The 13,227-nt window shown below is 50.7% G+C and carries 19 protein-coding genes; 3 read left to right on the forward strand and 16 right to left on the reverse strand.

From position 1 onward, the window contains the following. Window positions 1–25 precede the first annotated feature (25 nt). From FBF24_03785 to FBF24_03825, 9 genes are read right to left on the reverse strand one after another with little or no spacing between them, the layout of a single operon-like run. Window positions 26–400, reverse strand: a complete 375-nt coding sequence (locus FBF24_03785) for a hypothetical protein (GenBank protein ID QCT40984.1) — start codon at window positions 398–400, stop codon at window positions 26–28. Next, entirely contained in the window at window positions 397–873 is a 477-nt protein-coding gene (tsaE, locus tag FBF24_03790; protein QCT40985.1) for a tRNA (adenosine(37)-N6)-threonylcarbamoyltransferase complex ATPase subunit type 1 TsaE, read from the reverse strand. The genes FBF24_03785 and tsaE overlap by 4 nt, the downstream gene beginning before the upstream one ends. Then, on the reverse strand, window positions 870–1,454 hold the full coding sequence (locus tag FBF24_03795) for a hypothetical protein (GenBank protein ID QCT40986.1): 585 nt from the start codon (window positions 1,452–1,454) through the stop codon (window positions 870–872). Before FBF24_03795 ends, tsaE begins: the two co-directional genes overlap by 4 nt. A gap of 27 nt (window positions 1,455–1,481) precedes the next feature. After that, a complete protein-coding gene (locus FBF24_03800) occupies window positions 1,482–1,769 on the reverse strand; it encodes a hypothetical protein (protein ID QCT40987.1) in 288 nt (95 codons plus the stop codon). After that, entirely contained in the window at window positions 1,766–2,395 is a 630-nt protein-coding gene (locus tag FBF24_03805) for a hypothetical protein (GenBank protein ID QCT40988.1), read from the reverse strand. Before FBF24_03805 ends, FBF24_03800 begins: the two co-directional genes overlap by 4 nt. Beyond that, complete coding sequence (locus FBF24_03810) at window positions 2,392–2,952, reverse strand: hypothetical protein (protein ID QCT40989.1); 561 nt, start codon at window positions 2,950–2,952, stop codon at window positions 2,392–2,394. Before FBF24_03810 ends, FBF24_03805 begins: the two co-directional genes overlap by 4 nt. Beyond that, on the reverse strand, window positions 2,945–3,994 hold the full coding sequence (locus FBF24_03815; protein ID QCT40990.1) for a pilus assembly protein PilM: 1,050 nt from the start codon (window positions 3,992–3,994) through the stop codon (window positions 2,945–2,947). Before FBF24_03815 ends, FBF24_03810 begins: the two co-directional genes overlap by 8 nt. A gap of 60 nt (window positions 3,995–4,054) precedes the next feature. After that, window positions 4,055–5,281 carry a type II secretion system F family protein gene (locus tag FBF24_03820; GenBank protein ID QCT40991.1) on the reverse strand — a complete coding sequence of 409 codons (1,227 nt, stop codon included), beginning with the start codon at window positions 5,279–5,281 and terminating at the stop codon, window positions 4,055–4,057. After that, window positions 5,282–7,063: a type II/IV secretion system protein gene (locus FBF24_03825; protein ID QCT40992.1), complete on the reverse strand. Its 1,782-nt coding sequence runs from the start codon at window positions 7,061–7,063 to the stop codon at window positions 5,282–5,284. 84 nt (window positions 7,064–7,147) lie between these two features. On the opposite strand from FBF24_03825, the gene FBF24_03830 reads away from it, so the two are divergent. Then, window positions 7,148–7,786: a hypothetical protein gene (locus FBF24_03830; protein QCT40993.1), complete on the forward strand. Its 639-nt coding sequence runs from the start codon at window positions 7,148–7,150 to the stop codon at window positions 7,784–7,786. Here FBF24_03830 and FBF24_03835 read toward each other — a convergent pair whose 3' ends face one another. Then, entirely contained in the window at window positions 7,787–8,128 is a 342-nt protein-coding gene (locus FBF24_03835; GenBank protein ID QCT40994.1) for a hypothetical protein, read from the reverse strand. Continuing rightward, window positions 8,118–8,822, reverse strand: a complete 705-nt coding sequence (locus tag FBF24_03840; GenBank protein ID QCT40995.1) for an NUDIX hydrolase — start codon at window positions 8,820–8,822, stop codon at window positions 8,118–8,120. The genes FBF24_03835 and FBF24_03840 overlap by 11 nt, the downstream gene beginning before the upstream one ends. 88 nt (window positions 8,823–8,910) lie before the next feature. Here FBF24_03840 and FBF24_03845 point away from each other — a divergent pair, with 88 nt between their 5' ends. Next, window positions 8,911–10,062 carry a hypothetical protein gene (locus tag FBF24_03845; protein QCT40996.1) on the forward strand — a complete coding sequence of 384 codons (1,152 nt, stop codon included), beginning with the start codon at window positions 8,911–8,913 and terminating at the stop codon, window positions 10,060–10,062. On the opposite strand, the gene trmB is transcribed toward FBF24_03845, so the two are convergent. Then, on the reverse strand, window positions 10,038–10,757 hold the full coding sequence (trmB, locus tag FBF24_03850) for a tRNA (guanosine(46)-N7)-methyltransferase TrmB (protein ID QCT40997.1): 720 nt from the start codon (window positions 10,755–10,757) through the stop codon (window positions 10,038–10,040). The two genes, FBF24_03845 and trmB, sit on opposite strands and share 25 nt — an antisense overlap. 12 nt (window positions 10,758–10,769) lie before the next feature. Between trmB and FBF24_03855 the strand changes: the two genes are divergently transcribed. After that, on the forward strand, window positions 10,770–11,672 hold the full coding sequence (locus tag FBF24_03855) for a mechanosensitive ion channel family protein (protein QCT40998.1): 903 nt from the start codon (window positions 10,770–10,772) through the stop codon (window positions 11,670–11,672). Between the two features lie 7 nt (window positions 11,673–11,679). Here the strand turns inward: FBF24_03855 and FBF24_03860 are convergent, their stop codons facing one another. From FBF24_03860 to FBF24_03875, 4 genes are read right to left on the reverse strand one after another with little or no spacing between them, the layout of a single operon-like run. Continuing rightward, complete coding sequence (locus FBF24_03860) at window positions 11,680–12,096, reverse strand: hypothetical protein (GenBank protein QCT40999.1); 417 nt, start codon at window positions 12,094–12,096, stop codon at window positions 11,680–11,682. Then, window positions 12,089–12,631: a hypothetical protein gene (locus FBF24_03865; GenBank protein ID QCT41000.1), complete on the reverse strand. Its 543-nt coding sequence runs from the start codon at window positions 12,629–12,631 to the stop codon at window positions 12,089–12,091. The genes FBF24_03860 and FBF24_03865 overlap by 8 nt, the downstream gene beginning before the upstream one ends. Window positions 12,632–12,674: 43 nt before the next feature. After that, window positions 12,675–12,950, reverse strand: a complete 276-nt coding sequence (locus tag FBF24_03870) for a hypothetical protein (GenBank protein QCT41001.1) — start codon at window positions 12,948–12,950, stop codon at window positions 12,675–12,677. Between the two features lie 49 nt (window positions 12,951–12,999). Beyond that, window positions 13,000–13,221 carry a hypothetical protein gene (locus tag FBF24_03875; GenBank protein ID QCT41002.1) on the reverse strand — a complete coding sequence of 74 codons (222 nt, stop codon included), beginning with the start codon at window positions 13,219–13,221 and terminating at the stop codon, window positions 13,000–13,002. Window positions 13,222–13,227 lie beyond the last annotated feature (6 nt).

The following is a 13,227-nucleotide window of genomic DNA, read 5'->3' on the forward strand; positions in this document are numbered from 1 at the left end:
TACGATATTGCGGATGAAAATACCACTATTTGCGCGGTGCCGTGATGTGAGCTTCGCCGCCATATTCGGGGAGAATAATCGTGTCGTTTTCGCCGCGCTTCAGCCGCTCCAAGCAGTCATCTCGCCAGTGATCACCACTACTGCCAACGATCGGAACACCGAGTCCCTCCGCCAGCGTGTTTGCCACCGCACAACCAATCCTCAGTCCCGTAAAGCTGCCCGGCCCACGCATGATACCGATACCACTGATGTGGTGAATGCCGCCGACCTGCTCGTCCAAAAATCGTAGCAACCCTCGGGCTAAACCACGACCCGCTTCCCAAGTCACCTCTCGCCGGGTATCGCCCTGAACAATCGTTAAACGGCACGTCATCGTTGATGTATCAAGCAGAATAATCACGCCAACTCCTCGTCCGCCGCGCTGATTGCCGCGAGGAGCGTCTGGCTCGTTGGCCCGCCAGCACTCAGTATGACACGCCGCGATTGCTCGTTAATTGCTAGAATCCTCGCCGTCAGTCGATCGGCCGGCAGCACCTGCTCGACGGCACCAGCCCACTCAACCACTGTCACGGTCTGCGGTTGCATGGTTACCTCGCGAATTTCCTCTGCCATGATGCCCGCCTCGCCCAATCGATAAAAATCATAATGGGCCAGCGTCAAGCCGCCCGGCGACTGGTACACACGGGAAATAGTAAACGTCGGGCTCTGCACCGGTTCAGTAATGTCGAGCCCCTTGGCAACACCTTTCGTTAGCGTCGTCTTGCCAGCGCCGATGTCCCCGATTAACTCAATAACTTCCCCACCCTTGAGGCTGCGCCCAATCACCTGACCCAGCCGCTGCATCGCTGCGGTGCTGGTAATAATTTGGTTCATTTGCTGTCACTGCCGTCAGCTTCGGCCGCAGGGTGCGCCTTTCGGAATGGATTTTCGAACGTTGCTTGTGGCTGCACGACTGGCTCCTTGTGGCGGATCTCTGGCGTCTTGACAACGATATGTTCGTCAGTCACACGAACGATCTGCGAACGATGAATCAGCAGTTCAGTATCGCCAAAACTCTTGAGTAGCGGTCGCCGTACCCGAAGCTGTTGAATAACAAAATTACCAGCCTCTAGCGTATAGCCAATGACCTTACCGACCTTACGTTTTTTCCCGTCAATAACGTGCTTGCCGACTAGTGCGAACTGAAATTCATACACTTCCTTGATCTTCAGGACGTCGCTCGGCATAATCAGCTCGTCCGCCGAATCAATGATCAGACCCAGCGGCCCAATTTCCCGCACATCGGCGATCCGTAGTAAGCTCGGTGACTGATCAAGCGTCGGCCCCTCCAGCTCATACGCCACGATCGATAAACTACGCGGGTCGATCACCGCCCGCGATGTCCGTGCCAGTTCCGAGCCAGTCTGCAGGCTCATCACCGGTGCGTTATCAAATCGTTCAGCAGAAATTAGCATACTTCTCACATTATAGCGATATCCACGCTATTCGGCAAACAGATTCGTCCGCCCCGCCGGCAGACTAAAATTGGCGTTGGCGGTATCGCGCGTGCGGAAACTGTTGATCTGGTCAATTGTCTTCTGGTCAAATCGCGTCGTCTGTTGTTGGATGGTATCTTCTTTTGGATTTGACGAGGCGAGTAGGCTATAGAGCAGGAAAATTGCCACCGATACGCCAACCACCACTGTCAACGTATAGAGAATAACGTGGTAGCGATGGAAAAACCGCGATACTAGCGTACCGATTTGTGAAATATCAGGTGAGTTTTTCATCGAACATATACCTCCACTTCCAAGGTTTGTGTATTCACTTGACCTGTCCCCTCGGTCTTGGACATGCTGACACTAGCGATCTGCATCCGTGTCAAGTTCTGCTCAATCAAATGCATAAACCGAAGCAGCGCCATATAATCTGTTTTTTCGTTGAGGCGGACCGACACTTTCATGCTTTTTGGCCCAACAGCGCTGTTTGAACCGGAGCTATTATTCGTACCCGAGGTTCCTGATGAACCCGAGTTTGACTTGGCTCCAGCCGAGCCTGATGTGAAGGTGAACCCAGCGATGCCAACACCAGATTTATTGGCGTAGGCCGTGAGGTCATTGATAATTTGGTTCTGATACTGATACTGCTGCGTTTCTGCCACTAGCTGCTGCGCCTTGGCAACACTATCCTTATATTTCTCCATCTCTTTTTCCAGCCGCGCTAGATTCTGCACTTTAGCATCAACCGCTTTTGCCTCAGTCTGAATTTTAGAAACTTCCTCGGCAGTACCTTGCAGCATGGTGTAGCCAAAATAGACGACCCCTCCCATGCCGACCAAGATCAGTACCAGCGATAGCGCAAAGACGATCCGCATGGTCACCGCCGGTGTCATTTTTTCTCGTTTTCTCTCACTCATTGCTTCGCAACCTCCGGCACCATCGTCACATTAATTGTAATATTAATCGGGTAACCGTCCTTGTTTTCTTTTTCGGCCACCGCCGAGGCGAGATTAACATCCTTAAAGAGGCTTGACTGCTGAAAACTGTCCTTGAGCCGCAGCGCATCGCCATACGTTTTACCGCGTGCGTTGATAGTCATCGGCGTGCCGAGCTTCTTGCTATCTAGCGTCAACGTTTGTAAAATTGTTCCTGACGGCATCGCCTGAGCGATCTTGAGTGCTACCTTTGAATACCGCACATCTTTATCGAGAATCGCCTTGGCAATCTTGAGGTTCGCGCTGAACGATTCATAATCCTGCTGAACTTTTTGATATTGCAGCGCTCGACGATTACCCGTCTCAATCGTCTGTCGAGCAGTTGTCCGAGTGTGCGCCATAATAAAGTAGATACCCGCTGTCGCCACGATGAGTAAGAAGCCAAGAATCAACGACACCACGCAGTAGCGCCACAATATTACATTTGACCGGCCAGCGACAATCTCGCGTTTAACTTTCGGCGGTAACAGATTAATCATGCCAAATCTCCTCCGCTCGCACCAGCGACAAACCAGCTGCCGTCATGAACCGCGGTCGTAGCTGTTTGGCCGGCGGTGCTAAATTATTAAAGTTCAGCGACTGCCACGGACTGGCCACTCGTGCTGGTAAGGTCAGCTCGCCCGTAAAGTACTCACCAAGCCCCGGCACGCTACTGCCGCTACCAACGATTAGCACCTGTTCAAGGCGCGATTCATCCGGGAAGCGATCGGTGTAGTAGCGAATAACTTTCTGGATTTCACCGATGATCCGCTGCAGGCTCGGCTTTAGTGCCTCGGTAATTTTTTCTTGGCGCGGACCAGTGTTGAGGCCATTAAGCACCTTGAATTGGTGCGCCGTCTCAAGTGGTACGTTCAATTTTTTCGCGATGTCAAGCGTCAATGTATTGCCACCAATGTTTAGACCACCGGTCACGCGAATTGCCGCATCAAGAATAGCGATATCGGTCGTCGCCGGGCCGATGTCAACGATGACTGTCGGCAGCGACCCCTCTTTGGTGCGCTCAAGCAGTCGCGCCACCGCATTGATGCTCGGCTCAATCATCGCCACTTCAATGCCACACGATTCAACAATTGCTAGCTGCTCGTCAACGATCTTTTGCGGCACCGCGCACATCAAGACTGATAAATTTTCTTTGCCGCGCTTGATAATCTGATGATCGACGTAGAGCGAATCAAGCGGCATCGGCACGTACTGCTCGACCTCGAGATTCACCGCCTCTTCAATCTTATTCTCCTGCTTGATCGGCAGCGCAAAGGTGCGCGCATACGTCTTGGTCGTCGGCAATCCCAGCACCACGCGGTTACTGCCGAGCCGCCCGACAATATTCTTTTCAAACATTTGATTAATCTTGCCGCAGAGATACTCTGCCCGGTCATCGCTCTCGTCCTTCGCCGGATCCAGCTCAATTGCGCCGTATCCGTGCACCGTCATCCGCGCCATATCGACTGACATTACCCGAACGCCGGCCTTGTTAATATCAAGCCCGATGATCGGCTTTGACTTGTAGAAAATATTTGCCACTATCGTTTGCCCACATCTCTTCTTTTTGTTAAGTATAGCATAAGCATTTTGAAAAACCAACTATCCCTTAATTTGATTTGCTAATCCAGTAATCGGCATCATCACCGCCGCCGCGATCAAGCCGACCATACCGCCCATAAAGACGATCATCACCGGCTCAATCGTCGAGCTCAAACCGCTAATCGCCGCATCGACTTCTTCCTCATAAAAATCCGCCACCTTGACCAGCACCTTATCCGTCTGGCCCGTCTCTTCACCGACCGCCAGCATCTGGCCAACGATTGGTGGATAGAGATCTTCGCGCTCATTGATAATCCGCGACAAAACCTCGCCATTCTTAATGCGCTTGGCGGCGTCAAGCAATGAATCTTGATACACCGTGTTACCGACTGCCCGGGCCGTCACTTCCAGCGCCTCGAGTACCGACACACCCGCACCAATCAGCGCCGAAAAGGTACGCGTAAACCGCGCCACCGCCACCTTGCGAATAATCTTGCTGATGATCGGCGCTTTCAGGACGAAATGATGGAACTTGACTTTACCTTTTGGCGACTTGATGTAGCGAAGAAGGACGTACACACCGCCAAATAATAACGGGAAAATAATATACCAAAAACTTACCATAAACTGGCTGATACTCATCAGTATCTGCGTCAGCGCCGGCAGCTCTGCGTCCTCGCCCGCCAGATCCTTAATCGTCTTGCCAATCATTGGCAAGACAAAAATCATCAAACCAAAGAACGCCCCGATGGTGATGACGATCAGCACCATTGGATAGGTCATAGCACTCTTGATCTTCTTTTTCATTGACGAATTCTTTTCCTGTTGCAGAGCCAAGCGCTTCAAGATATCGTCCAAAATACCACCCGTTTCACCAGCACGCACCATGTTCACATACACATCACTGAAGGCCTCGGGGTGCTTACTCAGCGCATCAGCAAACGAGGCACCGCCCTCGATCTCCTTAGATACTGCGTTCAAAATCTCGCGAAAATGTGGACTCTCGGCGTGCTGCGCCATTGAGTTGAGCGACCTGAGAATCGGCACACCGGCAGACACCATGGTGCTAAGCTGCCTGGTAAAACCAACCAACTCCTCGGTCGGCACTGACTTCTTGCCACCCCCAAAGCGAAAACCTTTCTTCTCGTCACCAGCCTCCTTGAGGTCGACCAACCTCATACCCTGAGCTTGAATGAGCTGGATAGCACTGGCGCGACTGCTGGCTTCTAGCTCGCCGTTGATCGGCTGATTGTTATTTTTAGTTGCGATATATTTAAATTTTGTCATTTATTGCTCCCTTGTTGCTCTCAAAACTTCCTCTAGCGTTGTCACGCCACGCAGCGACTTGACAAAACCGTCCGTCTGCATTGTCACCATTCCTTCAGTAATCGCCTGCTGCTGAATCTCATTACTGGTGGCATTGGCGGTGATCATCTTTTGGATCGGAATCGAAATACCGAGAACCTCGTAGATACCGACGCGCCCCTTGAAGCCATTATGGCCGCACTCGTCACAGCCCTCGGGATTTGGTCGCCATAAATATTGAATCGTCACGTCAGTCGAGCCGAGCGGTGTATTGCCGCCAATCTTGTCAGCTGCCGCCTGCTGCTCCAGCGCATGCAGTCGCTGCATCGAGCCCTGCTTGAGATTAAACATCTGAACGATGTAGGCCAGCTCTCCGGTGTCCGGCACATATTGCTGACGACAATGCATACACAATCGCCGCACCAAGCGCTGGCCGATCACCGCCTTGACCGTCGAAGCGATCAGGAACGGCTCAATTCCCATATCCAATAGACGCGGCAGACAGGTCGCTGCGTTGTTGGTGTGGAGGGTTGAAAACACCAAGTGCCCGGTCAGCGCTGCCTGCACGCCCAGGTTGGCGGTCTCGCCGTCGCGAATCTCTCCAACCATGATGATGTTCGGGTCTTGACGGAGCAGTGCGCGCAGTCCTGAAGCGAAGGTCATGCCGGCTTTCGAGTTAGTCTGGGTTTGGTTGACCCCGGGGATCTTGTATTCAACCGGATCTTCAATGGTTGAGATATTCACATCTGGCGTATTAAGCTCTGATAGCACACTAAACAAGCTAGTCGACTTTCCCGAACCAGTTGGCCCGGTCACCAAGATCATACCATTTGGTTGCGCCATGGCGTCTTTAAGTGTACTCAGCGACAACCCCCAGTAGCCGAGACTATCGAGGGCAACCGCCTGATTGGACTCGTCCAAAATACGCATAACGATTTTCTCGCCATCAGCGATCGGCAGCGTCGACACACGCAGCGCGTATTGCTTACCCGAGACCTTGATCTTGAAGCGACCATCTTGCGGCACGCGGCGTTCGTCAATTTTTAGGTTTGACAAGATCTTGATACGACTAACCAGCGCACCTTGGACATTGCGCGGCAACTTATTTACTTCCTTGAGTACACCATCAATTCGGTAACGAACCTGGACGAAATCCTCACGCGGCTCAATGTGGATATCCGAAGCGCCCGACTTAATAGCATACTCGAGCAGCAAGTTAACCGTCTGGGCGATCGGCGAATTTTCAGAGATCTCCTCCTCAGAGACGTTTTGTGAGTCTGACTCAGCACCGCTCTGGATTGACACCACCTCATCCAGCTCATCGGTAATATTACCGCGATAATTCTCCAGGCAGTCAAGAATGTTATTTTTTGTCGCCAGGAACACCTTGATGTTGTAGCCAATCTCTTTCTGGATGAAGTTCAGCGCCTGCACATCGTCGGGATCTTCCATCGCCAGACTCAAGACGCCGTTATCATCAGCTGCAAACAATACGACATTGTACTGACGGGCGATATGCTCGGGGATCCGTTTGAGGACGTCATCAGGGATATCCTTTGGCTCAATGGTCACAAACGGCACATTGATATATTCACCAATCTTTTGCCCGAGCTGTACCTCGCTCAGGATTTTGTGCTCCAAGATAATCGTCTGCAATGAATGGTGCGTACGTTCCGCCTCCATCTTTAACTCGGCCAGCTGTGACTCAGAAATTACCTCACCCTGGCGCAAAATCTTCTCAATACTACTGTCAGAAATGCGCATAATTACCCTTATGCTTGAGTATAGCGCATATCGTATGGGAGTTCAATAAAAAGAGAAAAAGTAGTACATGTTACAATATCAGACATGAACGATTTAGTAATTTCAGCAATCCTTTTTGATGTTGGTGGTGTACTTGTAAGTGACTACGACATCCAAAGTGACCTGAGAAACGCCCTGCATAACCCCGAACATTTCGACCAACAATGGCCAAAAGCTTTGCACGACTACGAAAGTGGTTTCATAGACAAGAACGTGTTTCTACGGAGGCTAGGTTGTGATCATCCATCCCCAGAGCAATACGATCGGCTAACTCGTGGCTTCCGTGATCATCAAGTATACTTCCAAAATGTCATCACATTTGCACGTTCATTGACGACGCATGGACTACAGATCGGTATCCTCAGCAATGCTATGCCGAGCCACTCTGCTATCTTGCAGCAAGCAGGTATTTATGACGGTTTTAGACCATGTCTTTTATCGTGGCAGATTGGTCACCACAAACCTGAACGGGGTGCATTTACATCTGCCCTCTCAGCATTAAACCTATCTGATAATCCAGAGCACGTACTGTTTATTGACAATCATCAAAATAACCTCGACGCAGCAGCGGCTTGTGGCATGCATACCCTCCTCGTAGTGCGCCAAGCAACACAAGCGCAAACTGAGCAAACGATCATTATGGGAATAACCGATAAACTACTGTCCCTTGGCGTTGTGCTATGATCAGCGATTATCACCCCGCCCGTGCAGCTGCTGGCGGGCTTGGCGGCTGGCGAGCTTTTGGTTGTTCATCTGGGCAACTTCCTCGAGGCTAGAACCGAGCAGGTGCGCCACTGCATTAACATACCACAACACGTCGCCTAATTCTTTGAGAATTTCTGTACGGTCATCGTCTGTCAGTATTCCCTGCTTGTCGCGAACCAGCTTTTTGAACTTTTCAGCTACCTCCCCTGACTCGCCGACCAGCCCAAGCACTTGCGCCATCAGTCGCGCATCAATCTCCCCATACTCATGCGTACCAATCAGTGTCGCGATGGCTTTCTTGGCGTACTCATCAATTGTCATAGTCTCTCCTTTCAATTACCTCATTTAATTCTGCCACAAATTCCTCAAAAAAGAACGGGTCGTGAAAGAACGTCCGTGCTACGATTTGCTCAACCGCTGGCGCCAAGTCATAATCGGCCAATCGATGCGGACGGGCCCACACCAATTCTCTGCCCGCCACGACTTCATCAGTCTCACCATAAAACACGTGCGCCAACGTTGATGATAATATTTCCTTCCCCACAAGGACACGAATATAACAATCACCTGCATGGGTTAGCGGCAGCTTATCCACCGCCAATTTCTCGCGCGCCTCCCGCTGAGCGGCAGCCAAGACCGACTCATCATCAATATGTAGCTTGCCGTACGGCAGTGTCCAGGTATCGATATGCGGCTGTTTGGTGCGCCGCTGGAGCAGCACATCGCCATTGGCATTTTGGACGACAATCATAGTAATAATTTTTGGTTGGGTACGAACTTTGAGCGATTTAATACTAACTCTATCGACGTACGACAACCCCTCCCGCCCGAGGCAGTATCCATCATCCGTCTTGATGACGAATCCTCGCTTCTTCAATATATTTAAGTGATAGGTATAGAGATTAGTATCGACTTTTGGCGGCCGCATATCCCGAAATCGCGCATATTTCATATGCATCAACACGCCAAGGATATGCTTCTGGATGTGATGTTCGGGGATAAATTGGTCAATCATAGTTGAGTCAAATTATACTTGCTATTCATACTAGTAATTCTACACTACAATCACTGGTGTCATCAACACAACTAAAGGAGCGACGCTTATGTCAATCGAATCACTCATCCACACACCCGAATTTGAAGGGAGATTGCCCGTAGAGACTGAGCGTAAATTCATGGCTATCTTTCCGGAAAAACTCACCGATCTGCGCAAAGAAGCCGAGCCGATTGAACAGTTATATCTATCACACCCGGACGAGCCATTTAGTCTACGCCTCCGCTCAACCCTTAAGCGTGATACCGGCAAGCTACATTACGAAGCAACCCTCAAAGACAATGGCTTCCAGAGTGGCGATGGTCTGCGTCGACTAGAGGTGACGACTGAGATTAGCCCCGAGTTATATGAATACTACCGTAACGACGAGACACCAATTATCCGCAAACTACGCGCCGAACCGCTACCCGGTGTCGTTATTGATTTTTTCGAAAACGACGGTCTAGTACAAGCTGAATTAGAAGATAATGGATCATGGCAACAATTTACTGACCAGTTTGGTAATATATTCATGGAAGTGACCGGTGAAATAATGGCTACCAGTGAGTGGCAGGCGCACTACGACTTCCGGCGTGAGCACGAGGGTCGCGAGGCACTGTCAATTCAGCCGGACCTCAACATTGAAAATATCGTCTCTGATATTCTCACCCCTACCGCAAACTCTCCGCGCATCATCCATATCGCTGGCCGTAGTGGCTCTGGTAAATCAACCATCGTCAAACAACTCCGCAAGCGGCTGGATGAGCTCAACATTAACTCAATTACTATGTCGACTGATGACTACCACCGTGGCGCAACCTATCTTTATTACCGCAATAATCATCAGCCATGGCAGCACTGGGATGACCCGTTTGTATACGACACCGAAACAATGGCCGTCGATCTACAGAACCTCATTAATAATAAGGAGATATACCATCGCCACATGAATTGGCAAACCGCGGAGCCTTATGTACAGGGTACGGTCAGCCCAGCAGAAGTAATTATCATTGAGGGCATCTACGCCAAGTCGCCCGACATTATCACCGACAACAGTGTTGTCTATGAGATACCAACCCCACTTGCCACCTGTATCGGTCGGCGTATCCTGCGTGACCTTAACGAACGCCCGCAATTTTGCGACCCCTCGGAAAATCTACTCTATTTATTGAGTGAGGCCGAGCCAGCATATCGTGCTCAACAGCAACCAACCAATGCTTGAGGGGATGAGGGCTCACTTTGGCTTTCATTAATCCGATGGTCGACTGCTCGCACAAACCCAATCACCTTCCCCTCGCCAACCCACCGCTGCTCGTAGGTTGTCATGATCCGGGCATCGCTCTCCTCATCAAGTCGCTCCGATTCGTGCAGATCAAACGTTAGCTCCCGAAGCTGCCAGCCAGCCACCACCAGCTGCTCCAAGCTCCAGCAGAAAAAGTTGTGATTATCATGCTTGAGTAGTAGCTCACCCCTCCCATCAAGCAACTTTGCGTACTGTGTTAGAAAATGTGGATGCGTCAAGCGTCGACCGCTAGAACGCCGGCGTGGAAACGGATCAGGAAAAGTGACCCACAACTGACTGAGCGATCCAGCCTCGCACAATTCTCCCAGCTGATCTGCTCGTGCCCGCACAAACCAGATGTTCGTGAGGCCACGCTGCTCGGCCGTGCGTGCCCCTTTTTGTAGTCGATCGGCTTTGACGTCAACTGCCAGAAACCGCTGCTCCGGATGTCGCGCCGCCAGCTCGACACTAAACAGTCCCGTTCCAGCACCGACCTCCAGCACATCAATCGACCGCGGCGTCCATTCATCATACTCAAAACAAAGCGGCGAATTGTTAAATAATGCAAATTTATACTTCTTGCGTCGCCGGGTGATGACGAATTGATTTGGATCGACAAAACTCATACTTTTCATTATACTAAACTCATGACGGATACACTTATCAAACAACTGTTAAATTCGTCGCGCTTTGATGAATGGATGACTGAGCATGGACTAGGCTGGCTGGTAAGCGAGCGGATGGTTGAAACAGTCAGTATCGTCATTGGCGCGGTTATCGTTTATTATCTTGGCCGCATCTTCATTACTTGGGCAATTCGCTACGCGATCCACTCCACCGCCAAGCACCGCTCATGGCACCGCAAAGATATCGAAAAGCGCGAAAATACGCTGACGCAGCTGATCCGTAGTTTTTGGCGCATCACTATCATTGCCTACATCGCCGCCATGGTCGCCAGTAAGTTATTCTACTTCGACTTGTCACCACTGTTTGCCAGCGCCGGCATCATTGGCGTAGCGCTCGGATTTGGTGCACAATCACTTGTCAAAGATTTTCTGGCCGGCATCTTTATCATCGCTGAAAATCAATATCGCGTCGGCGACGTCGTTGACGTTATGGGTGCAAGCGGTACTGTCGAACGCGTCGGTACCAGGTCAACTGTACTCCGTGATGCTGATGGTAATGTGCACTACTTACCAAATGGCACCATCCAGCATGTCATCAACAAAACGATGGGGTACAGCATGTCGCGCTTTACCTTGCAGCTTGATCCAAGTACCGACATCAGCCGCGCCGCTGATATCATCAACGAGACCGGTCAGCAACTGAGCAAGGAAAAGTCTTGGGACAAGAAAATCATTGAACCGCCAAAATTTGTCTCCGTCGGTGATATCACCGGCCGCTCGGTTGAATTGATCGTTGCCGGTAAGGTTCAGCCATCCGATCAATGGGCGGTTACCTCAGAGATGCGCCGCCGGCTCCTTAAAGAATTTGAAAAACAAGAGATCGAACTAGCTGTTATCCCAACAGCGATAACGCATAAAAAATAATCATAGCTCACTCTGACGAACCGTCTTGACCCTGTGTCGTCGTACTGCCCGCGCCATTGCCACTACCACTGACGCCCAGCTGATCATCGCTCAACACATCGCTAGCAAACGCCCGCGCACCATCGGCTTTCTTTTCTTCTTGCTTATATTTTTGCAGAAAATCATCCAGCACTTTGCCCGTCACCTCACCCTGCGCCTCAAACATGTCTCGATTATGATTATTGGAATTATCAATCTGCGCTCGATACGGTACATAGTCCGGCCGACTCAAATCCACTCGGAAAGCATCTGACGAGTAATATAAGTGCATCGAGATACCAACGAGCACGATCGACACCACGATCACGCTAATTACCATCGTCGGTAACTTATGCTGCATAACTAACCTGGCCATCCGGCGACTGAGTCGCTTGAACTTATCCACGACTGCCTCCGCTCGATAGCTTCACCTTGAGCTGTTCCACCGCCACACGATAATCTGCCGCCAGTTTACTCATCGTCGTCACCGACTCACTGACCTGTCGACGTGCGTCGCGCGTCTTGATCAGCTGTGTATAAAACTCGCCCGGTTTGTCGGTACAATCTGTCTTAACCAGCGCCGTCAAATTGGACTCATACTCATTGTACTGCTGGGCAAACGCCTTGCGTGCCTCCTCGTAGTCGCGAGCGATCATCACCATCCGCGAGCTATCGATCTGCGCCAATGCCAAGCGGCTGTTTAGTTTGGCGATGAGATTGGTCGATATCGTGTTGTATGCTTGGCCAGCATTAACCCGCAGCAAGGCATCGTTATGCTGAATCCGCTGCAATGTCGAACGAATGGACTGACACTGACTGCGGATCAGATGGAGCGGCGGCGAACTCGGCGCAGTCTGTGCCACAGCAATACCCGACCGTATCATTACGCCGGCCAGGCTAACACCGCACACAAAAAACGCGAGACTACGAAGATGTTTCATCTTTTTTATTATCTCGCGTTTTTGCGTTTAGGTCAAACTGCTACTACGACTTCTTGAAATGCTTCTCGGTATCGGCCTTGACGGTACGAGCGGTTCCAGTAACGACATCGCCAACCTTTTGAGCGCCTGCCTTGACCGCTTCAGCACTGTCTTTAGCGGCGGCCTGGGCTTTTTTGGCAGTCTTGACAGTGGCAGTTTTTAGCTCACCAGCTTTTTTCTTGATGTCAGCGCGAGTTTCCTTGCCACTTTTTGGTGCGGTCAAAATACCAGCCGCGAAACCAGCCGCTGCGGCGCCGAGAACTGTTAATACTTTTTTCATATAATATCTCCTTGTTTGTTTCTATTAAATTGATATATGGAACAGATGATTATTTTTTGCGAAAGAGTTGCACGACTTCAGTAAATAACTTTACTGGAGACAGCCACTCAGTTGCTTGAGCGATGTTGGACACCGCCGCTTCAGCCTGGTTGACGAGGCGCTTGAGCTTCGTCAGCAGTGAAATTATTACACCGAACAAGACGATAATCGTCACCGAGTGGATAATGATCACTACGGTCATCAGTATAATAACTGTTTGCATGTCTTCCATACCCTT

The organism is Candidatus Saccharibacteria bacterium oral taxon 488 (assembly GCA_005697215.1).
GTDB lineage: Bacteria > Patescibacteriota > Saccharimonadia > Saccharimonadales > Saccharimonadaceae > Nanosynbacter.